Consider the following 20,939-nt stretch of genomic DNA (forward strand, 5'->3'; position numbering starts at 1 on the left):
GCTCGCGGTTTCGGTTCGGTCTGCAGGGTGTAGCGATCGCACGCGCTCATGCCGCGATCTCGTCTTGTTGCGCGCTTTCGGCCTCGGCGTTGAAGCCCAGAAGAAAATCGGCGGCCTTGGAGGCAAGGCTGGCGGCGCGGAAGATGGCGCGATTGTCCTCGCGCAGCACCTTCAGCCATGTGCCGATATAGTCGGCATGGCGCACGGTCGGCTCGATGCCGAGGGTCGAGCAGACAAAGGCAGCAGTGATTTCGGCAACCAGTTCCTCGCGCGCATAGGTCTTGGAACCAAAGGTGCCGGAGAGGTCGCGCGCCAGCCGCGCCGGGTGGCCCGTCCAGTGGCCATTATGCCGATATCGGCATAAGACACATAATGCCGCGATCCGGATTATGCCGCATCTGGTCGACAGCGCGCGGTTGGCAGTATGATCGCGCCAATCCCATTCGGCATAATCTTCGTCGCTCCAACAACATGGAGCACGACGATCATGACTCAATATTTGCAGACCTGCATCGAACGGTATCTGGACTCGTTCGCCGAGAGTTTCGCGGCGGAGAATTACACGATCGGCACTATAAACACTTACCGATCGATCCTGCGGAGAGTGGGTCACGTGATGGATGTCGAGGGCATCAGTCCTTCGGCGTTGACGCTCGACATGGCCGAGCATCTGGGACGCAAGGTGCCGCGCGAGAAGGCCGGCACGGCGTGGCCGTATAGGTTGGCCCGCCGGTTCGCGCAGCATCTGCTCGATATCGGCGTAACGGAGCCGGTGCCGTTGACCGAGGCGCAGCAGGTGCGCGCGACACTGCTGGCGGACTTCGAGACCTCTCGTCAAACAGCGCGGCCTCAGCCCGCGGAGCATCCCCCACACGATCGGCTTCGCGCGTCGCTTCCTCGACTATCGCTTCGGCGAGACGATCATCGATCCGGGCAGCCTGCGTCCCGCCGACGTAATCAGCTTCATGGAGCATGTGCTGACCAGCGCCCGTCGCGACAAGACGGTGGCGACCCATGTCCGTATCTTCCTTCAATATCTGTTCGGATGCGGGGCCACGGCGACCAATCTGGCGCTGAGCGTGCCGAAGGCGGCGAAGGTCTGGGGCGCGCGACTGCCGCGCCACCTGTCGCCCGATGGCGTCGAGGCGGTGCTCGCTTGCGTACGCGACAATCCCCGACACGGCGCGCGGGACTATGCGATGCTGCTGCTTATGGCACGGCTTGGCCTGCGCGCAGCCGAGGTCATCGCAATCCAGCTCGACGATATCAACTGGCGTTTGGGGGAACTGCTGGTGCGCGGCAAGGGCAAGCTGCACGACCGCCTGCCGATCACGGTGGAGGTCGGTGATGCGCTGAGCCGCTATCTTCGCGAGGAGCGAGGACCGACCATCTGCCGTACGATGTTCGTGAGCCATCGCGCGCCGCATCGGCCGTTCAAGGATGGGCAGATCGTCAACGCCATTCTCAAGGATGCCCTGAAGGCGACCGGCCAGAAGCCGGCGACGCCCTATGTGGGATCGCACCTTCTGCGTCATAGCCTTGCCACCCAGCTCGTGAACACGGGTGCGTCGCTCGACGAAGTGGGCGATGTGCTGCGGCACCGCTCTCGATCATCGACGATGATATATGCCCGGCTCGACATCGACGGACTGCGGTCGATCGCGCAGCCCTGGCCGGTGGCGGGAGGCGCGCAATGAGCCTCACCTCCCAGCTCGACCGCTATCTGAGCGTTCGGCGCAGCCTCGGCTACGACCTTGCCACCAGCGAGCGCATCTTGCGGCGCTTCACCCGGTTCGCCGACCGCGAAGGCGCCGATCATGTCGACACGGCGTTGTTCCTGCGCTGGCACGCCACGCTGGCTGAGGCCTGTACCTCGACCCGAGCGGCGAGGCTCAGCGTCGTGCGCCTGTTCGCGCAGTGGCTGAGCAGCTTCGATCCGGCGCATGAAGTGCCGCCGCGAGGCCTGCTGCCGGGCTCCGTCCAGCGGTCGCGTCCGCATATCTACAGCGAGGCCGAGATCGGATCGATTATCGTGGCGGCGAAGGAGTTGCCATCCATCTACGGTCTGCGTGGGCTGACCTGCTCGACGCTGTTCGGGCTTATCGCAGTCACCGGACTCAGAATCAGCGAGGCACTGGCCCTCGATCGTGACGACCTCGACGCCGAGCATGGCGTGCTGCGCGTCAGACAAGGTAAGCTCGGCAAAGAGCGGTTGCTGCCGCTCGACCCGAGCGTCGTCACGCAGCTAATCGACTATCTTGCCGAACGCGATCGGCTGATCGGCCATCCGGCCAAGCCGCTGTTCGTCACCGACAAGGGCACACGCCTCACCGACTGTGCTGCCCGATACAACTTCGCGAGGGCCTGCCAGCAGATCGGGCTCCGGACCCATCAGCCCTACTGTAAACATGGCCGGGGACCGCGCATCCACGATCTTCGCCACAGCTTCGCGGTGAAGACGATGATCGACTGGTACCGCACCGGCAAAGACCCGGCGCGCGAGATGATCCGGTTGACGACCTATCTGGGACATAGCGATCCCTCCAATACATACTGGTATCTGGAAGCGGTTCCGGAGCTGCTCGATCTGGCGATGGCGCGAGCGACCGCCGATGGCCGGGAGGCAGTCCAATGAGCGCCGCCGCCTTGCCCGCGCTGATCCAGCGCTTCTTCACAGACCGACTGTGCGTGCAGATGGAAGCGAGCCGACATACGGTCGCGGGCTATCGCGATACGTTCCGGCTGTTGTTGCGGTATGCGAGTGCTCGACACGGCAAGCCGCCGGTCAAGCTGACGATCGAAGATATCGACGCCGATCTGGTCGCCGACTTCCTCGTCCATACCGAGACGGCGCGAGGCAACAGCGCGCGCAGCCGCAATACCCGGCTCGCCGCGATCCGGTCGTTCTTCCGCTACGTCGCGATGAGCGATCCGACCTGGCTGCTGCACTGCCAGCGTATCCTCGCCATGCCCAACAAGCGCTACGTGAAGCGCACGGTGACGTTCCTCGACGCCGACGAGATGGCGGCGTTGTTGGCAGCGCCGGACCGCACGACATGGGCGGGGCGGCGCGATCACGCGTTGCTGCTGCTTGCGGTCCAGACCGGCCTTCGGGCTTCCGAGCTGGTCGGTCTCACGCAAAGCGATGTCGTGCTCGGGAGCGGCGCGCACATCCGCTGCATGGGCAAAGGCCGGAAGGAACGCGCCACGCCGCTTCGCCGCGAAACGGCCAAGCTGCTGGCGGCGTGGATCGGCAACGACAAGAATGAGAATAGTCCGCTGTTCCCGTCGATCCGAGGCGAACGGATGAGCCGCGACGCTCTTGAGCATCTGGTCCGCAAGCACTGCCTCACGGCATCGCGGACGTGCCCGAGCATCGGCACCAAGCGAGTCACGCCGCATACGCTTCGCCACAGCACAGCCATGGATCTGCTCCATCACGGCGTCGATCCAGCGGTGATCGCGCTCTGGCTCGGTCACGAGAACGTCGAGACTACCCAGATCTACATCCACGCCGACATGCGGATGAAGGAGAAGGCGCTCGCTCGCGTCGCCGCCCCAGCCACCCGGTCCAGCCGGTTCCGGCCCGACGACCAACTCCTCGCGTTCCTGGAAGGGCTCTGATTATGCCGAACAGCCGCATGGCCGATGCCCGGGAAACCAGCCTCCAGCGGACGCCATGCGGCATAATCCGGATCGCGGCATTATGGCCAAGCTCGTGGAAGCAGGTGCGGTAATAGTCGATCTGCTGAAAGAATGCCGGCTGCGGCGGCACCTGAATGGAGTCGGTGCCCGGCATGTAGAAAGCGCGATCGCCGCCGATGCGGAAATCCGCGCCGCTTGCTCGAATAAGCGCCTCGGCTTGGGGGACGATCTCGCGTTCGGGCAGCGGTTCAGCGTTGCCGTAAAGGTGCTCGGGTAGGCCGTCGCACTGCGCGACGTTGAAGACGGTGAAGCGCTTCAAATACGGCACCGCCTGCGGCTCGTCGCCGTCTGTCCTGGCGCGCTCCTGCTCGCCCTTTGGGACAAAGCGGTCGGCATGCACGATTGTTGTGCCGCGCTCGCCCTTCCTGACATTGCCGCCAAGGGCAAGCGCCTGCCGGAAGGTCAGCCAATTCTGGCCGGGATAGCTGCGCTCGATGACGGCGCCCCACAGGATGAGGATGTTGATGCCGGAATAGCGGCGCCCGGTGGCCGCGTTGCTGGGCAGGCCGAGGTCGGCCCTTGCGCTGCCCCATGGCTTGACCCATGGCACGGTGCCGCGCTCCAGTTCGGCAATGACGCGGTCCGTGATCTCCTGATAAAGGCTGGCGCCCGGGCGCCCGCCCCTGCCCGCGCCAGCCTCTCGGCTGCCGGAACGGTTGTGTTTTGCACGCATCGTCTGGTCCTCCGCTCTTCAATCCCGCGCCGCCGGGAACGGCCAACGAACAAACCGCGCCGGCCGACAGGGCGGCGACCGTCAGCAGCCGAAGGCTGCCCGCGCCAGGGGGCGAAGCCGGATGGCCGAGACCGCCTGAGCCTGGCGAAGAAAAAGCGGGCTCGGTTCACGAGCACCCGGCACGCGCCGTCAGGCGCGCGGGCGCCGTCAAAGCTTAGGCCTCCCGCGGATGCGTGGATGCCATGCCTTGCGCTGCGGTTATCAGGTTGCAGGGCTCAGCGCTCGGTGCCCCCGCCAGGCGTGCGGGCGAGAAAGGCGCTGAACAGGAATTCTCGTTCCAGGAACGGTCGTTCCTGTTCCATAACGCGGTCGGCAGGTCGCCAGGGCCCCGTCGCTCGAGGTCCTATGCGAAGTGCGGTTACACATCCTGACGCAGCCAATAGAAAACATCCGCCGTTTTGAAGAGAAAGCCGGGATGCCTCTGTGCCAGCCGCTGATGCGAATCTGAAACTCCCCGACCTGTTCGGCGCTATCGACCGCATGCCGACGCTTGGCACGGTGTTGGGTGAGCGAAAGTTCGAGGGTCTTTAATCCGCAGCGCTACCCGACATGGGCGCTGAGACGCGCACGGCGATCGACAAGGCTTCTACGGCGCAGGCTGGATGGCCGGCGTTGACCGCCTGGGATCGCAGGGACATGCTCTGGCGCTGGCATCAATTGATCATCGACCACGCCGACGACCTCGCTGCCATCCTCACAGCTGAGATGGGCAAGCCGCTTGCCGAAGCCAAGTCGGAAGTCTCGCATGCGGCGGCATATCTGCAATGGTATGCCGAAGAGGCCAACCGCATCTATGGCGAGACGATCTCCCCGCCCTCGACTGACCGGGGCATTCTGGTGATCAAGCAGCCAATCGGCGTTGTTGGCACGATCACGCTATGGAATCTCCCGGCTTCAATGGTGGCGCGCAAGATCTCACCGGCACTGGCGACGGCTGCGCCGTGATATTGAAACCTGCCGAACAGACGCCGCTTGTTGCAGGCGCAATGCGCGCGGCCGGCTTTCCCGAAAGGCGTCGTCAACCTGATACTGATCAACCGATGAACTTGATACACAGGCGCTTGAACCATGCGACGATGGCCTTGAGCCCCTTCGGCTGGGTGCCGCGCTTGAGAAGGCGGCATAGGCACGGCCGGCTTCGATCTGCTCGCGAGACATCTTGCCGGCCCAATGGATCGATGATGACTGCCTGCAGGAACTGCGCTGGATGTATGACCGGCGCGACCTTTCCGAAGTGCGGCGCGACCTCGCCCAATGGCTGGCCAAGTGGGAGACGCGCTGCCCCAAGCTGTGCCAGTGGGTAGAGGGCAACATCGAGGAGACGCTCACCTTCAACCGGCTGCCACGCCAGCATCACAAGCGCCTGAAGAGCATCAACATCCTGGAGCGGCTCAATCAGGAGATCAAGCGGCGGTGCGCATCTTTCCCAGCGCCGAGAGCTGCCTGCGGCTCGTCCGCGCGCTCGCCGTCGAAACACACGAAAACTGGCTGGAGTCCATGCGAATCTCAACATGGAGCACCTGGCCGAGCACAAGAAGGAGATGCTGCGCAAGCTGGAGGAGCCCAAGGCCGCGGTTACTTGAAGACGCCGCGCCTGACCCGCCAACACCGGCGACCGTGATCGCAAATTTGCAGAAGACTCTGGACAGAGCTCCCAAACTGCATCAAAAATAGTCAGAGCTAAATTATGGAAGCCGATCGAGATGGAGGAGGAGGGGTTACAAGCCTTTGTATAGTTCCCCCAAACTTTTCGATATCGAAGGGCTTACCTGCGGACCGTTTGGCCATCGATTCCGATCGTTTTAGCTTCATCTCACGACGGGAATAGGCGCAGAGAGGTCTGGCCCTGGTGCAGAAATTACTCCCGGCACCACCGAAGTGAAGGAGTCGAACTGCTTTGTCTAGCGCGAAATTGCCGACGGAACGTCCGGCGCCCATTGTTGCTGCATGCCTCGATTCTTGGGGCGGTCTGGATGACGCCATCCACCATCTCACTCCAAAGGGCAGTGGAATCTGGAACAATGTCGCTTTTGTACGCAAGACATCCTTCACGCCGGATTGGCATATAATCTTTAACTCTCCTTCTGTTTTTGGACTTCCAGTTGATATCGAGGCGAGCCCGAACAGGACAATTTTTGCAATCGGCGAACCGCCGACGCAAGCTCATCGCGCGCTCCATCTAGGGCAAGGGGAAAATACCATCGTTCTGACGTCTGACGCAGAGCTGGTAGCTCGGCAGAATGCAGGGCGTCGATTCGTCTTGTCTCCACCTATCACTCGGTCTTGGTCTGTAAGAAAGACGTATGACCAACTTCTGGTCAGCGAAGTCGTTGACAAGCCGCGTCGGCTCTCATGGATTACCAGCAACATCGCCCTGCTTAAAGGACATCGATATCGGCTGGCGTTTTTGGAGCGGCTGAGAGAGGAGCTCGAGTTCGACCTGTTCGGCCGAGGTTTTCACCTGATTGGAGATAAATGGGACGCACTTGCACCTTACCGCTACAGTATAGCTTTCGAGAATACTAGAGCTGATTACTATTTTACAGAGAAGCTTATGGACTGCTTCGTTGCTGAAACAATGCCGATCTATTACGGCAGCCCGGCAATCACGAGGTTCTTTCCGCCGGATTCAATGGTTCTGATTGATCCAGAGGACAAGAACGTAATTCAAAAGATCCGCGAAATAACCAACTCGGACCTCTGGAAGGACCGTCGCGATGCAATACGAGAGGCGAAGCGGTTGGTACTTGAGAAGTACAATATATTTGCTTATCTCGCGGGCTTCATCGAAAGCGTTCAGGATAAGCCTTTGCCGCCTAAAGTTATGCACATCGGTACGCCCGAGGTCGATTTTGGGGTAGACGAATGAACTCCAAAGTTCATTCGCTTCGCGCGCCCGGCGGTTGGTGGTCTGGCAGGGTCCGTACGAAACTCGGCGGAGAATGCCTCGAGCATCTTTGATGAACAGGGACGGTTTGGGAATCACGCGATAGATCCTGTCTGATTCACTGTCCCGGTGATTTACGAGGATGTGATGATGACGAGGAGCCTGAGCGCGGACCTTCGCGGGCGCGTGATTGCGGCCATTGAAGTCGGGGTTTCGAGGCGGGAGGCGGCGCGTCACTTCCGGGTCGGCATTTCGACGGCCGGAAGTTGGTATCGCCGCTATCGCGAGACCGGCGAGATGGAAGCGCGCAAGCAGGGCCAGCCGGTGCGTTCGAAGCTCGATGCGCATGAGGCCTTCACTCTTGGCCTTATCGAGCACGCGCCGGACATCACGCTTGCCGAGATCGGCGAGCGCCTTGCCGCCGAGTGCGGCGTTCGGGTAGCGCCGTCCACGGTCCGGCTGTGCCTCGACCGGCGCGGCATCACGTTTCAAAAGAAGACGGCGCACGCCGCCGAACAGCAGCGCCCCAATGTCCTGCGCCGCCGCAGAGCCTGGTTCGATGGCCAGCTCGATCTCGACCCCGAGAGGCTGATTTTCATCGATGAGACCGCAGCATCCACAAAGATGGCGCGGTTGCGTGGCCGCAGCCTGCGCGGCGAACGATTGTCGGGCGGCCGTTCCTCACGGCCATTGGAAGACCACCACATTCACGGCCGGCCTGCGGCTGGGCGGCTTGGCGGCGCCAATATTGCTCGATGGCCCTATGCTTGCTCGCCTATGCGCAGCAGGTCCGCGCACCCGAGCTTCGCCCAGGCGACATCGTGGTCATGAACAAACCTGCCCGCCCACAAGATCAGCGGCGGGCGCGAGGTGATCGAGAAGTTGGCGCGCTCCTGTTCCTGCCGCCATACTCGCCCGACTTCAACCCGATCTAGATGGCTTTCTCGAAGCTCAAGGCTCTCCTGAGAAAGGCTGCAACCCGAACCATCGACGAGTTCTGGTCGGTCGTGGCCAACTGCCTCGCAGCTTTCACAGCCGAGGAATGCAGGCACTATTTCGAGGCAGACAGCTCTGACCCGGAATACGTCGAATCTGCTCTGGCTGCGCAAACGGGCCGAGACGGGCGCACAACATCGTACGCCACCCGGCTGCTGCTGATCAGGCGAACTGGGGAAGGCCGGGAACGGAATTGAGGACCTCGTCCACGAGTTCGTCGCCGGCATGTTCCTTGGCGAAGGCGATCGTCTCGTTAGCAAGGCCGGCGATATTTCCTAGGCTGAGACCCTCATTCATCAATTGCTGGCCGAAACCCACCACGCCGCCTCCGGCGAGGACGCTGCCGCCCTCTGCGTCCTCACCATCATGCTTCGCCACTAATTCCGAAGCTCCGGGAATGGCCTCGATCATGCGCGCAGCGGGACCGTCGGCTGCCTCGCGTTGCAGGAAACCCAGCATCATGCCAACGGCCTTGTCTGCGAGAGCCGGGTCGACGCCGACATTGGTGGCGATGCGCGATACGAATTCTTCCAAGGCAGGGCACCTTTCGTTTTGAGGTCAGAATGATTAGCTATGTTTGTCCCGCTCAAATGGTTGAGCGCAGCGCCAGTCTACGCCTCTGCAGACTTACGCAAAAACCTCTCAGGTATTGGTCCACCCTCTTGGCTACTTCCATGGACTTCACGTCTACAAGGCGCTGAAAAGGCACCGCAGCAATGATGGTGGTTACAAGTACAATGACGACAGTGCTACTAGCCGCAATGGCATGCCCCCATTGGATAGTCCAGAGATAGACAAAGCACCCGAGGGAACAAAGGAGAGGGAAATGAAGAAGGTAGACCGAGAACGACAATCGACCTAGGAGTGGGAAAAAGTATGACGAGAAGGCTCGCTGAAGCGATGGAAGCGCGAGAACGCTAGCGACAAGGAAGGTTGCACCGACGCAGTGCATTGCGTCCTTCAGGTGATTAAAGTCGATTGGGGAGAGTTTGATGATCGGCTCATACAAGATGTCGTTTGAGAAGCCGCCAAGATAGATGGCAGCAAGAAAGATTGCGATCTTAGCTTTGTGAGGCCATTTCGCTGGAGAAACGCGAGTCAGGAGGACGCCGACCCCGAACGACAAGGCGAAGGGCAGGTAAGCTATATGGACCGCAAAAGAGAGAGCCGCGGCAAAAACTGTGACGAGGGCGAAGGTGAACCACCTCGCAGCGAGGGCGAACATGAAGGCTAAGTATGAACCGACGAGCTCGATGGACATCGTCCAGAGTGGTGAATTGAGTTGGTTCTTACCGAGAAATAAGGACTCATATAGGGCCTCCTTGGCGATGGTCGCGACCGTAATTGAGCTAGGGTAATACCAGGTCAGCCAGATCGAGCCCGTGAGTGGAGCAACTTCAAGATTTCTCATCAGCCCCATGGCGAAAATGGTACCGGCAAAAACGATTGAAGCCGCGATTGGAATGCCGAGGCGGGGTATCCGTCGGATTGCTCTGGATACAAGCACCGACGCATTTCCAGTGTCAGCAAAAGACTTGGTAAGGACGAAGCCGCTTAGAACGAAGAATACACAAACCGCAAAGCTTCCGTTGATAAGCATGCTGAATGGGGGGAGAGTTAGAAGCTGAGCAGGCCATCCGATTTCTGGCCACGCTGCTTGCGCCAACGGGTACATGGTTTTGAATATCCCTGGCTCGACAGCGAAGAGGGCGTGAGACAAGAGGACGCCAACTGCAGCCAGCCCCCTCAACCCCTCTAAAGCAATAAAACGTTCAGATCCGGCCTGCCCCGCCGCCATTCCGTTCATGGATACTCTGCCCCTTATGAATGCGCCGGTTTCGACTTGGTCTTCCTACAAAGTCCACGCTCGTGAACGTGAGCTGGAAAGCACGGGACATTGGCTTTCCTGTACTGCGCTATGCAGCATCATGACGGAGGGGTAAACTTGATTGTTTGGATATAATGCATCCATGGGATGGATATGCGGGCCATGCCCACCGGCGACAGCTGGTCCTGGATATGAAACTCGGCTTGATCGTCCGAGAGACAGTAGAGCGCCTGCAGCACCATGATCTTCAACATCATCACCGTATCAAAGGGCGGCCGTCCGCCCTTGGCGCTATCGGAGGCGGCGAAGCCGGATGGCCGAGGCCGCCTGAGCCTGCCGAAGAAAAAGCGGGCTCGGTTCACGAGCACCCGGCACGCGCCGTCAGGCGCGCGGGCGTCATCAAGTGCCGGCAGACTGCCGCTTGCCGGATGCCTGGACGCCATGCCTTGCGCTGCGGTTTTATCGGCTCGCAGGACTTAACGCCGGTGCCCCCCGCGAGGCGTGCCTCTGTGCCAACCGCTTGCACCTGAAATCTGCATAGCTGTTCGGCGCCTTCGACCGCATGCCGCCACTCGGCACGCCGCCTGGGCGAGCGAATTTTCGAGATCTTGATTCCACTGGCGACGTGTTGGCGGAAATTTCCCAACATGGGGTCACGGAGACGCGGGCAGCAAGGCCTGTATCGCAAGAGACTGGATGGGCAGCCATGACCGCCCGAGAGCGCAGCGACATGGCTTGGCACTGGCATCAGCTGATCATCGACCATGCGGACGACCTTGCTGCCATTCTCACCGCTGAGATGGGCAAGCCGCTTGCCGAAGCCGGCTCGGAAGTCTCTCACGCTGCTTGCGATCTGCAATGGGACGCCCGAAGAGGCCAAAGCCATCTATAGCGAGACGATCTCCCTGCCCTCGACGGGCCAGCGCATGCTGGCGGTCAAGCAGCCGATCGGCGTTGTTGGCACCATCAGGCCGTGGAATTTTCTCGGCCTCGAGGGTTGCGCGCAAGAGCTCGCCGGCGCTGGCGGCCCGCTGCGCGGTCATCCTCAAACCTGCCGAACAGACGCCGCTTGTTGCAGGCGCAATGGTTGCACTCGGCGCGGAGGCCGGCTTTCCCGAAGGCGTCGGCAACCTGATCTGTGCCTGCAAAGGCGATGCCGTCGGCCGCACGCTGATTAGCCGATGAACTTGATCCACAGGCGCTTGAACCATGCGACGATGGCCTTGAGCCCCTTCGGCCGAGTGCCGCGCTTGAGAAGGCGGTCATAGGCGCGGCCGGCTTCGATCTGCTTTTGATGAGGAGATTAGCGATGTGGTCGTCATGGGTGTCGGGCACGCCGGGACGGTGGATGAGATAGGCGTCGCACTTCGCGGCATCGCGGATGGCCTTGTGCGTCTTCATCGGCGACACCGCCACCGGTTCGAGATGGCCAAACGCCTCGACGAGGTGTTGTTCGGCCGCCTTGTCCGGACCGATCGGCAGGCTCGGCGTGGTGAACGCTCCCGGCGCGTGGCCGAGCGCTTGGGCGATGCGGTCGAGCGCCTCGTCGCTCACCTTCTTCGCGCGTTCGACGCGCTCGACCGTCGACAGCGAGACACGCGCGAAGTCGGCGAGCGTGGTGGCTTTCCACTGCTTGAGATGGCGACCCCAGCGCACCACCATGGCGACGAGCTCGATCGCCGGCGGCGTGGGCACATCGACCGGCTTGTTGGGCAGTTCCTTAATCTTGTCGAGAAGTTCCTGGGCATTCATGGACGAGGTCTCCTTTCGTGCCCGCGAACATGCCTCAACTCCGCCGAGCAAAAGAGGTCGAAACGCCCTTCAGCACGCATCAGCTCCCGACGCATCCCCGCCGCCCGCGCACCTGTCGGTTGAATCCCGCCGGTCTGTGCCACGCTTGTCAGCGCGTTGCCCCAATCCGGCCGAGCCCGCGCGCTCCGTCAGCGAGACGATGATTCTGTCGAGGCGGTGGAGCAGATCGTCGTAGGTGACGATGTCCATCATATTCACATATTTCCGCTTGATCACCTCCAGGTCGAACGATTGGTTCTCGGTGAGCCCGCCCGTGCCGTCCGTTCGGCGATCGCGGCCGAGCAGAAGCAGCGCCTTGGGATTGGTCACCCGGATCTGGAGACCGGCGGGAAGTGCTGACCCGTATCGCTTCGACAGTTCGCGCTCCCCCTCAATGCCCTATTTGGAGAGGTGGAACAGGTATTTCTCGGCCTGCATGATGGTGCCTGACAGCTCCTTGGTCGGAACGCTGTTGCCACGATAAATTCCTCTGCTCAGCAGAATGTCGTCAAAAGGCTTCTTGATCTCGATGACGTCGATGTTGCCGTTGGCGTCGACCACGCACAGGTCGACGTATCTCGAGCAGCTCGCCGAAGGCCTCGACGGCGATGCTGTCGACCCGGTCGCCGCCAACGACGATTTCGCTGCCGGGCTTCAGCTTTGCAATGCGCCGAAAGATGCTGATATTGCGCTCGGCGACAAAGACCTTCCGGTCCAGCGCGATCCCCTCCGCGACGATCAGCACATCGTTGTCGATCCCCAGGATCCGCCCGGGAATGCGGTGATATCCGTCTTTTGTGGTCGCGAACCGAAACCGATAGAGCGGTCGATCGTCCTCGTCCGCCTCGTCGTCGTGCGCGGCACCGTGCGCCGTCTCCGCCACGAGGTCGGAACTGCGGAAGAAGAAGACCCGGCTCAGCGTCACCTTGCCCGCCGCCTTGAGCTCCCGCGTCACCCAGGCATATTGCCACCGAAGTGCGGTTCGTATTCGAGCGCTGCCGACCTCAAACGAAATCATCACACGTGCTCCTGCACTGGCTGCCACCATCCTCTTCACCCGGCGCCACGACTAATGGCGACAAACCGGTCTCGCACTATATCGGTCCGCCCTGCCGGGCCGCGGACATTTCCCTCAAGGAAATATTCGAAGTCGCCGTTCTGAAGCAGGACTGTGAACTGTTCGGCGATGAACCGGTGGACTTCGGCCTCTGCAGCAAGAATCTCGTCCACGATCTCCGGCCGCCCGTCGACGATGAGGAGGATATCTTCCATGTCACGGCTCATGAACAGATCACCTGCGCCGCGCCCGAGATAAGCTTCCAGCTTTGTCGCGACAAAGCTCCGGGGAAAGCTTTTTGATCCTGAGCGTAGCGGTCAATTCATGGGTTACTGCCGTTTCGATCCCAGCTGCGTACCAGTGGTTAGTGAAGCTGAGTATGCCGGCATCGTCCGGCATAAAGTCGACCTTGAGGTCCCGCAGCCGCATCCGGCAGATGACGTTGTCCTCGGGGGACTCAGCGAAACCTCGCTGCCTCAATTCTTCCCGCAACTGCGCCCACTCTCCATAACCGGCAAGATCGACGATGAGGTCGACGTCGTCAGTCGCCCTCACATCCTCAAGGGTCACTTCGTCCGTTATAAAAAGAGCGGTTGTGCACCCGCCGACAAAGACCAGCCGTTCCCGGAATTCTTCCCCCAAAGCTTCCGCCACCGTCTGCAGCATCAGGAGCAATTGGTCTCGGACCGTCATTTTTTCAGGAACCTCTCCGAAAGCCGCTGTCCAGCCAGGCCCGCTTCGCGCTGATTGCCGAGCCGGATGGCATCAACGAGAGCAAGATATTCGTAGAGCCGTTCATCTTTCTGGACTGCTTCAGGCACACTCTTGAACAAAGGTTCAACCGACTGCCCCATGTCCCGCCCTTGGGCATAGGGCCATATGTGTATGTACTCGCCTCCGCTGACCAATAGCCCCTTCAGCATCGGCGCGGCGAACGCCGTCGGAATACCGCGCGTCATCGCGCCTGCCTTCGCGGGAAACACGAACTTCAGGCCGTGGACGATAAATTCATAGAGATTGCGGCGGTGAGGATTGGCCCGTCCCGTATCCCGGTCTTTAATGGCCAACCCCGATGAGAGACTGCGCTTTAAGGAGGCGTTGATCTCCGTCTTGCTGATACCTGTTAGGGATTCCAGCCCGCGAACAGAGAAGGGGTCCTCGCCCGCAAGGCCCCTACGCTGTTCCCCATGGCCCGCGAACTCTCCTTGCTCCTGCAAGCTCACGAGCTTCAGAAGCACCACGATATCCTGACTTTTCATTCCAATCATTGCAGCTTGTCCTCTGTCCTAGGACCAAGGACATTCCATCATTCGATGTCTCTCCTGTCAATGAGAACGCCAGGAGGGCGCCGCGGAAAGTCCAAAATACGTCGTTTTGAGCCGCCGGTACGTGGTTCGCCGCCAGCATGATGATTGGCTCAGGGCGCTCACCCTAGCGAAAGAGCATTCAAACGTCGTCGTCCGACTGGCGAGCGCCCCCGGCAGCATTGAAGCGGTCAATATCGTCGGCAGAAGAGCGTCCGAAAAGGGCTGTCGGTTGCTCCATCGTGGGAACGAAAAGCGAGAGAAGCAGAACTTTCGTGTGCGATTTTTGCACACAATGGCCCGTAAATATGTGATTTTCTTTAAGTATCTGCCCAATCCAGTCATGCGCCAGCTGATCCCATGACGACGCCATGGCACCAGCCAGCCCAAGGGAAAACCAGGCGTCTGATCTGGGGAAGGCTGTTTTAAGGACTTTTGCGAGATCAGCGGATGACCGGCTCGCCATGGAAGCGCCGGCGCGAGGGCGGCGAGACACCGAAGCCGACTTCCATCATCAGCCGTGGCGTGCGCGACGGCACGGTGCCCATATGGAAGCCGAACGGATCCTCGACGAAGCCGAGGCCGGCTTCGCCGGTCAGCGTGACCGGACTGTCGTCGCCATAGACCTTGAGAACCTCTTGCGCCGGATGGCCGACAAGCAGCGTCAGCTGATGCTTGATGGCGCGGCGGTTATGACTGCCACGGACATAGACATGCGGGCCGGTGCCTTCGTCGACCGGCGTCAGATAGAAGAAGAATTTCAGCATCCGCCAGTCATCGAGATCGAAATGATACTTGCCGAGCGAGGCACGGTTCTTGTCGGCGTCGGAAGCCTGGCTGGTCGGGAAGCTCCACCAGACGCGTGTGGTGATCAATTTCGCCTGAGCGCCCAGATAATGCGCGGCGATGTCGAGCAGCAGCGGATCGTTCTGGATGGCGACCGCTGCCTTGCAGCCGAGGATGTGTTCGAAAAAGTGGCCGCTGAGCAAGGGGCGGCCGAAACGCTTCTCGGCCTCGGCATGGTCCTCAGCCATGAATTCGAGACGGCGATCGAAATTGCCGAAACAAGGCGTGTAGCGGGCGAAGGCGGCGATCTCCTCATGGATGGAAGTCGGCAGGACGAGCCCGCAAAACAGCCCGTCCGACCGCAGCGCCTCGACAACGTCCTGGCGATCGACGCCGGCAAACATGGTGTCGTGGGCTTTTTGCGACACGCGAACCGGCTTAGCCCCACGCCAGTGCATCCGGCGGGCCGGCATGGTGCGGGCGAGCACGAACATCGGCAGCCATGCCGGGTTTTCGCGAATGTCCGACAGATAGGTCGGAATGCGCACGGCGATGCGGCGCAGCACGCCGCCGTTTCGCGCGATGGCCTCGAGACTGGTGGCGCCGGATTTGTCAGGGCTCGAAAGGGTCATGAAGGTCCTCAGCTATGAATGCAATATGATATCGACGAAGCATCTCTTTTCACTGCCTCGCCGCTGGTCCAAGCCCGATTCCCGCAACGGAAGGACGTGTAGGCGCGCGTCGGTTTTTGCGCAACGCACAATAGCCTTGCGCGTGGCAAATGCTGTTCGGATCGCCGTGCGCATCGGACAATATTCCAGCGGCAGGCAATCGGGGCGGCGGCACTCGAAAAGAGCCGCCGCCCGGCTTGGCAGCTATTGGCGGACGAGCAGCGGCTGGACACTGGCCCATTGATCGGCGGTGCGGAAGCCGCCGCGTTTCGTGTAGCTTTCGACCGGGAATTTCATCCAGCGCGGCAGCCAGCCGTCAACCTTCTGCCTGCCGTTCTCGCCCGCGAGGCAATCGCGGATGATCTTCTTTTGCGTCTTGACCTTCTCGGCGACATTGCCGTCGGCGACAGGCTTGCCGGCGAGGTCAGCCAACATTGCATTGGCGATCTCCTTGTCGCGCAGCAGGTCGAAGAAGGCGTCGTCCGCTTGCCACCACGCACCCATGTCGATGCCCAGATGGTTGCCGAGCGCCTCGACGACGGCGCTGCCGGCTTCGAGCGTCTCGGCCATGACAAGGCCGAGAACGCGCATGACATCGTCGTCGCAAAGTGCCAGCAAACGGGCGAAGACGGCGGCAAGCGCAAAGGCGTCGCCATTGCCGCCGGCTATCGCATCCTCCTCGTCGGCCTGCCCAAGCAGGGCAAGCACCGCGCGCCGTTTTTCGGCGAATGCGGCTTCGGCCCTGGACGCCGCAATACTTGCCGCCACCGCTTCATTGGCGGTGCGCTGCGGCTCGCGGCGAACCTGCCACAGGCCCGAACCTGCGATGGCATGCGCCACCATCAGGCGCAGCGCGACACAAGGATGGTCGAGCATGGCGGCACGCACGGCACCGTGGCGGTGCAGATCGACATAGTTCTGCATCGGCCCGGTGAGTTCCGGTCGCGACGGCCTGGCGGGGGTTTCGTCGTGCTCGCCGCCCTCGCCTTGCGCGCGGGCGCGGCGGGCCTCCTTGCGCGAAAGCCAGCCCTCGTGGCATTCGACCGCGCCGCGATGCGAGACTGATATGAAGACCTTGCCGCCCTTCTTCCTCGGCGTCTTCTCATAGTCCCAAGACTGGAAATGCTGGCCCGGTTCGAGCACGGCCACCTCGGGCCAGCCGGCTTCCAGATAGGCATCGCGTTTGGCGGCGATCGCCTCGTTCTGCTTTTGCCAGAACAGGTCGGCATCGGCGAAATAGCTCTCCTCGCCGAACAGGTCGCAGACGATCAGGCCCGGATAATCCTCGACGGCAAACAGCGCCATCTTGGTGGAAATCGACTGGCCGCCGAACAGCCATTGCTTCAACTGGTGGCCGCGTGGCGCGTATTGCTCGGGATCGGCATAAAGCGCCAGCCAATCCTTCTGCTGCGCCTTGGAGGCCATGGTCAGATGGCGCGCCGTCTCGGCGTCGATGTCCTCGCGGCGATAGGCATCGCGGATTTTGGGAAGAAGATCGCCGAGCGCCAGAATGCGTTTGACCAGAAGCTCGGTGATGCCGAAAGTTGCGGCGATATCTGGAATGGTGCGGCCTTCCCTGATCAGCCGCGAAAACGTCTCCCACTGCGACACTTCGTCGGGATCGAGCCGGGCGAAGTTTTCGATCAGCGAGGCCTCGAGCGCGTCTGCGTCGTCGCCGTCTTCCATGATGGCGCAGGGCAAGGCATTGCCCTGGCCGCGCTCGTCGGCGAGCGACTTCGCGGCGAAATAGCGGCGCCGGCCGGCGACGATCTCGAAGCTTTCCGGCGTGCCGTTGGGCCGCACCAGAAGCGGCACCAGGACGCCGCGCGCGCGAACCGACGGCAGGATGTCCGACACGTCGGGTGCGCGTTTGGAATGGCGCATGTTGAGCGCGGAAATGTTGAGCTTATCAAGCGGAATGTGGGCAAGTTGCATGGTTTGTCTCCTTCGTTTGAGGGGTGGAATTGCCCCGCCGCAGAGGCTGCAAGCCGGCGCGGCGGGACGGTTTTCGCGTCTAGCGGCGCGTCTGTTCCGCCGTGTCGAGCGGAAGCTTGGAATGGGCGTTGCCAAGGGCTTCTGCCGCCTGTCGCAGCAGCCGCTCGGCTTCGGTGATGTGGCCGGCGCTGCACGCTGCCTGCGCGTAAACGGAGAGCGGAAAGCGCGGCCTGAACCAGAGGTCGCGCTCGATGCCGAGGCCAAGCCGCCCCTTGACGCTTGCAAGCTCGGCAAGGCTGACGCTGCCGAGTTCGGGGAAGCCGAAGCCGAGGTCGCAAAGCCCGAATAGAGTGTCGCCGTCGGCGTCGAGTTCGGTGAGAAGCCAGGTCGCTGGCCCGGTCGGATCGAACAGTTTGACTACCGGAAAATGGTCGGTTTCGGTGTCGGTTGCGCCATTGGCTCGCAGCCGGGCGCAAAGGTCGTCGGTGATCAGGATCATGGGAAACTCCTCTCAAAACAGGTCGAGTTGATTTCTGGCGTCATCGAACAGCCCGATATCGAGCGGCTTTTGCGCCGCGCGGGCGCGTCGGCCAAAAGGGCGAGGCGGTCGCGCGTGGTGAGCGGTCGGACACCGGGAATGAGCGTCTGCTCGCCTTGCGGCGTTGGCTCGGTCCGCAGGGTGTTGGGATCGCGCGCGCTCATGCCGCGATCTCGTCTTGTTGCGCGCCTTCGGCCTCGGCGTTGAAGCCCAGAAGAAAATCGGCGGCCTTGGAGGCAAGGCTGGCGGCGCGGAAGATGGCGCGATTGTCCTCGCGCAGCACCTTCAGCCATGTGCCGATATAGTCGGCATGGCGCACGGTCGGCTCGATGCCGAGCGTCGAGCAGACAAAGGCTGCGGTGATTTCGGCGACCAATTCCTCGCGCGCATAGGTCTTGGAACCGAAGGCGCCGGAGAGGTCGCGCGCCAGCCGTGCCGGGTGGCCGGTCCAGTGGCCAAGTTCGTGGAAGCAGGTGCGGTAATAGTCGATCTGCTGAAAGAATGCCGGCTGCGGCGGCACCTGAATGGAGTCACTGCCCGGCATGTAGAAAGCGCGATCGCCGCCGATGCGGAAATCCGCGCCGCTTCCTCGAATAAGCGCCTCGGCCTGCGGGATGATCTCGCGTTCGGGCAGCGGTTCGGCGTTGCCATAAAGGTGCTCGGGCAGGCCGTCGCACTGCGCGACGTTGAAGACGGTGAAGCGCTTCAAGTACGGCACCGCCTGCGGTTCGTCGCCGTCGGCCTTGGCGCGCTCCTGCTCGCCCTTTGGGACAAAGCGGTCGGCATGCACGATTGTTGTGCCGCGCTCGCCCTTCCTGACATTGCCGCCAAGGGCAAGCGCCTGCCGGAAGGTCAGCCAGTTCTGGCCGGGATAGCTGCGCTCGATGACGGCGCCCCACAGGATGAGGATGTTGATGCCGGAATAGCGGCGCCCGGTGGCCGCGTTGCTGGGCAGGCCGAGGTCGGCCTTTGCGCTGCCCCATGGCTTGACCCATGGCACGGTGCCGCGCTCCAGTTCGGCAATGATGCGGTCCGTGATTTCCTGATAAAGGCTGGCGCCCGGGCGCCCGCCCCTGCCCGCGCCAGCCTCTCGGCTGCCGGAACGGTTGTGTTTTGCACGCATCGTCTGGTCCTCCGCTCTTCAATCCCGCGCCTTTCCCCGCAAGCGGGGTGGGCGGCGAGACGCGACCGGAAAGGCCCGCCGTCGGAGGCGGACCGCATCCGAAGGACCGGAACGAAGAGGAGGACCCGAAGCGAAGCGAAGGGTTGCGGGATGCCGCGGCGGGCCTAGAAGGGAGTGCCGCCCACCCCGCGCCGCCGGGAACGGCCAACGAACAAACCGCGCCGGCCGACAGGGCGGCGACCGTCAGCAGCCGACAGGCTGCCCGCGCCAGGGGGCGAAGCCGGATGGCCGAGACCGCCTGAGCCTGGCGAAGAAAAAGCGGGCTCGGTTCACGAGCACCCGGCACGCGCCGTCAGGCGCGCGGGCGCATCAGATTTCTGCGCCGTGCGGACATCGGTTTGGCGTTCCGGTCGAACTCGTTCAATCAGAACGAGGTCTTGATGCCGACCATCACCGTCGCCGCGGCAAAATCGCCGCCGATCCAGTCGTCTTCGCCGCCAGTCTCTGCGCCGGTCGCAATGTCATAGGTGTTGTAGTCGCCGCGAGCGGTGAAAACCTTTTCGTAGGAACCGGAGACGAAGAAGCTGGTCCGCTCGTTGTACTGGTAGCCGACGCTGCCGCCGACCATCAGAACCGGCGCCAATTCGAAATCATCCTCGAAGCGCAGGTCACGCATCCAGTGATGATCGGTAGCGCCGGCCGAGAAGGTCGTGCCGCCCTTCAGCGCAAAGCCGAAGTTCCAGCGATCCTGGACATAGGTCGCATCGATGCCGGCGAAGGCGACCGGCAATTTCTGCTGGTAGCTGATGGCCTTTGCGTCTCCTGGGAAGTCGCCAACCGAATCCCGGAAGCCGGCAACGCTGTAGACATAGGAGCCGCCATAAGCAGTCCACTTGACCGAGGTGTAGTTGAAACCACCGTTGACGTTGATCAACAGCTGGTCGCTGAACTGGAAATCGTGGCCGAGCGCGACGGTTGCCGAATAGAAGTAATCAAGATCGGTGTCGGAATGGCGCGAACGGTTGCTCCAGTCGTTCCAGCCATCATTGGTCGAGAATGGCGGGGTCCAGTCATAGTCTTCCATGTAGCTGTCGCCGCTGAAGGCGATCTGGCCGGAAAGCTTGGCGGTCCAGCCGGCCTCGCTGCGCGCCGTCATCTCGGCTGAAATGACCGCAGAGGTGCTTTCCCAGATAAGGTGGCTCAGCTTCGAGCCGCTGCCGGGAGCCTGATAGACCAGCTCGTTGGCCTCGATGTCGATGACGCCGACGCCGCCAACGAAAGAGAAATTGGGAATGTAGGGCGCCGTTTCGCTCGCCACCGCGTCGCTGGCCATCGCCGGCCAGGCAGCGAGCAACGCTGCCGCTCCACCAAAGACTTTCGCGTACAATTTCATAGGACTACCCTCATGGGAATGATCCGCCATTTGGTTATACGCAGCGTAACCGGGTGCACGTCACGTGCGGTCGTCTATGCAGCGCCCCTGTAGGTTGGCAAAATCGCCGCCCTCGGCTCTGTTCCTCAACACTCAAGGAAACGTCGTTAGCGTGACCCGATTGACGGCGGTTTTTGCCGATGCGTTCCGGGC

The 20,939-nt window shown here is 61.8% G+C and carries 18 protein-coding genes and 7 pseudogenes; 9 read left to right on the forward strand and 16 right to left on the reverse strand.

The window, feature by feature from the left end; all coding sequences use genetic code 11:
- Positions 1 to 46: 46 nt before the first annotated feature.
- Positions 47 to 838, reverse strand: coding sequence for a zincin-like metallopeptidase domain-containing protein (locus AC1D1L_RS25560; protein WP_477344140.1), 792 nt, complete (start codon positions 836 to 838; stop codon positions 47 to 49).
- A gap of 136 nt (positions 839 to 974) precedes the next feature.
- On the opposite strand from AC1D1L_RS25560, the gene AC1D1L_RS25565 reads away from it, so the two are divergent.
- From AC1D1L_RS25565 to AC1D1L_RS25575, 3 genes and pseudogenes are all read left to right on the forward strand, one after another.
- The gene (locus AC1D1L_RS25565; protein WP_477344142.1) at positions 975 to 1,697 is read left to right on the forward strand and encodes a tyrosine-type recombinase/integrase; all 723 of its coding nucleotides are present in this window, start codon (positions 975 to 977) and stop codon (positions 1,695 to 1,697) included.
- Positions 1,694 to 2,635 carry a tyrosine-type recombinase/integrase gene (locus AC1D1L_RS25570; protein WP_477344143.1) on the forward strand — a complete coding sequence of 314 codons (942 nt, stop codon included), beginning with the start codon at positions 1,694 to 1,696 and terminating at the stop codon, positions 2,633 to 2,635. Before AC1D1L_RS25565 ends, AC1D1L_RS25570 begins: the two co-directional genes overlap by 4 nt.
- Positions 2,632 to 3,462 (forward strand): annotated as a pseudogene (locus AC1D1L_RS25575) (tyrosine-type recombinase/integrase); the annotation flags it as partial. The gene AC1D1L_RS25570 and the pseudogene AC1D1L_RS25575, both read left to right, overlap by 4 nt.
- Before the next feature lie 31 nt (positions 3,463 to 3,493).
- Here AC1D1L_RS25575 and AC1D1L_RS25580 read toward each other — a convergent pair.
- Positions 3,494 to 4,378: an ArdC family protein gene (locus AC1D1L_RS25580; RefSeq protein WP_477344144.1), complete on the reverse strand. Its 885-nt coding sequence runs from the start codon at positions 4,376 to 4,378 to the stop codon at positions 3,494 to 3,496.
- 475 nt (positions 4,379 to 4,853) lie between these two features.
- Between AC1D1L_RS25580 and AC1D1L_RS25585 the strand changes: the two are divergent.
- From AC1D1L_RS25585 to AC1D1L_RS25600, 4 genes and pseudogenes are all read left to right on the forward strand, one after another.
- A pseudogene (locus AC1D1L_RS25585) lies at positions 4,854 to 5,467 on the forward strand (aldehyde dehydrogenase family protein); the annotation flags it as partial.
- Between the two features lie 151 nt (positions 5,468 to 5,618).
- Positions 5,619 to 6,021: pseudogene (locus AC1D1L_RS25590) on the forward strand (transposase); the annotation flags it as partial.
- 314 nt (positions 6,022 to 6,335) lie between these two features.
- The gene (locus AC1D1L_RS25595; RefSeq protein ID WP_436175703.1) at positions 6,336 to 7,307 is read left to right on the forward strand and encodes a glycosyltransferase family 10 domain-containing protein; all 972 of its coding nucleotides are present in this window, start codon (positions 6,336 to 6,338) and stop codon (positions 7,305 to 7,307) included.
- Between the two features lie 168 nt (positions 7,308 to 7,475).
- Positions 7,476 to 8,407: pseudogene (locus tag AC1D1L_RS25600) on the forward strand (IS630 family transposase); the annotation flags it as partial.
- 76 nt (positions 8,408 to 8,483) lie between these two features.
- Here AC1D1L_RS25600 and AC1D1L_RS25605 read toward each other — a convergent pair.
- The 3 genes and pseudogenes from AC1D1L_RS25605 to AC1D1L_RS25615 form a co-directional block, all read right to left on the reverse strand.
- Positions 8,484 to 8,855: a hypothetical protein gene (locus AC1D1L_RS25605; RefSeq protein WP_436175704.1), complete on the reverse strand. Its 372-nt coding sequence runs from the start codon at positions 8,853 to 8,855 to the stop codon at positions 8,484 to 8,486.
- A 52-nt stretch (positions 8,856 to 8,907) separates the two neighbouring features.
- Positions 8,908 to 10,128 (reverse strand): acyltransferase family protein, encoded by a 1,221-nt coding sequence (locus AC1D1L_RS25610; protein ID WP_477344145.1) that lies wholly within the window; start codon positions 10,126 to 10,128, stop codon positions 8,908 to 8,910.
- A 194-nt stretch (positions 10,129 to 10,322) separates the two neighbouring features.
- A pseudogene (locus tag AC1D1L_RS25615) lies at positions 10,323 to 10,439 on the reverse strand (transposase); the annotation flags it as partial.
- Between the two features lie 272 nt (positions 10,440 to 10,711).
- Between AC1D1L_RS25615 and AC1D1L_RS25620 the strand changes: the two are divergent.
- A pseudogene (locus AC1D1L_RS25620) lies at positions 10,712 to 11,328 on the forward strand (aldehyde dehydrogenase family protein); the annotation flags it as partial.
- A 132-nt stretch (positions 11,329 to 11,460) separates the two neighbouring features.
- On the forward strand, positions 11,461 to 12,024 hold the full coding sequence (locus AC1D1L_RS25625) for a hypothetical protein (RefSeq protein WP_477344146.1): 564 nt from the start codon (positions 11,461 to 11,463) through the stop codon (positions 12,022 to 12,024).
- On the opposite strand, the pseudogene AC1D1L_RS25630 reads toward AC1D1L_RS25625, so the two are convergent.
- The 11 genes and pseudogenes from AC1D1L_RS25630 to AC1D1L_RS25680 all read right to left on the reverse strand — a co-directional run bounded on the left by AC1D1L_RS25630 (position 11,971) and on the right by AC1D1L_RS25680 (position 20,747).
- Positions 11,971 to 12,501, reverse strand: a pseudogene (locus tag AC1D1L_RS25630) (Shedu immune nuclease family protein). The gene AC1D1L_RS25625 and the pseudogene AC1D1L_RS25630 sit on opposite strands and share 54 nt — an antisense overlap.
- Complete coding sequence (locus AC1D1L_RS25635) at positions 12,449 to 12,958, reverse strand: hypothetical protein (RefSeq protein ID WP_477344147.1); 510 nt, start codon at positions 12,956 to 12,958, stop codon at positions 12,449 to 12,451. Before AC1D1L_RS25635 ends, AC1D1L_RS25630 begins: the two are co-directional and overlap by 53 nt.
- A 35-nt stretch (positions 12,959 to 12,993) precedes the next feature.
- Positions 12,994 to 13,224: a hypothetical protein gene (locus AC1D1L_RS25640; RefSeq protein ID WP_348648956.1), complete on the reverse strand. Its 231-nt coding sequence runs from the start codon at positions 13,222 to 13,224 to the stop codon at positions 12,994 to 12,996.
- Positions 13,225 to 13,231: 7 nt separating this feature from the next.
- Positions 13,232 to 13,672: a hypothetical protein gene (locus AC1D1L_RS25645; RefSeq protein ID WP_477344148.1), complete on the reverse strand. Its 441-nt coding sequence runs from the start codon at positions 13,670 to 13,672 to the stop codon at positions 13,232 to 13,234.
- Between the two features lie 14 nt (positions 13,673 to 13,686).
- The gene (locus AC1D1L_RS25650) at positions 13,687 to 14,256 is read right to left on the reverse strand and encodes a hypothetical protein (protein WP_477344216.1); all 570 of its coding nucleotides are present in this window, start codon (positions 14,254 to 14,256) and stop codon (positions 13,687 to 13,689) included.
- Positions 14,257 to 14,744: 488 nt separating this feature from the next.
- The gene (locus tag AC1D1L_RS25655) at positions 14,745 to 15,719 is read right to left on the reverse strand and encodes a hypothetical protein (protein WP_477344149.1); all 975 of its coding nucleotides are present in this window, start codon (positions 15,717 to 15,719) and stop codon (positions 14,745 to 14,747) included.
- A gap of 243 nt (positions 15,720 to 15,962) precedes the next feature.
- Complete coding sequence (locus tag AC1D1L_RS25660) at positions 15,963 to 17,693, reverse strand: ParB/RepB/Spo0J family partition protein (protein WP_477344150.1); 1,731 nt, start codon at positions 17,691 to 17,693, stop codon at positions 15,963 to 15,965.
- Positions 17,694 to 17,772: 79 nt separating this feature from the next.
- Positions 17,773 to 18,192 (reverse strand): DUF2958 domain-containing protein, encoded by a 420-nt coding sequence (locus AC1D1L_RS25665; protein ID WP_477344151.1) that lies wholly within the window; start codon positions 18,190 to 18,192, stop codon positions 17,773 to 17,775.
- The gene (locus AC1D1L_RS25670) at positions 18,189 to 18,395 is read right to left on the reverse strand and encodes a hypothetical protein (protein ID WP_477344152.1); all 207 of its coding nucleotides are present in this window, start codon (positions 18,393 to 18,395) and stop codon (positions 18,189 to 18,191) included. The genes AC1D1L_RS25665 and AC1D1L_RS25670 overlap by 4 nt, the downstream gene beginning before the upstream one ends.
- On the reverse strand, positions 18,392 to 19,354 hold the full coding sequence (locus AC1D1L_RS25675) for an ArdC family protein (RefSeq protein WP_477344153.1): 963 nt from the start codon (positions 19,352 to 19,354) through the stop codon (positions 18,392 to 18,394). Before AC1D1L_RS25675 ends, AC1D1L_RS25670 begins: the two co-directional genes overlap by 4 nt.
- A 424-nt stretch (positions 19,355 to 19,778) precedes the next feature.
- Complete coding sequence (locus tag AC1D1L_RS25680; RefSeq protein WP_477344154.1) at positions 19,779 to 20,747, reverse strand: omptin family outer membrane protease; 969 nt, start codon at positions 20,745 to 20,747, stop codon at positions 19,779 to 19,781.
- Positions 20,748 to 20,939: the final 192 nt, after the last annotated feature.

It is taken from the genome of Mesorhizobium sp. P2_D6 (genome assembly GCF_056404315.1).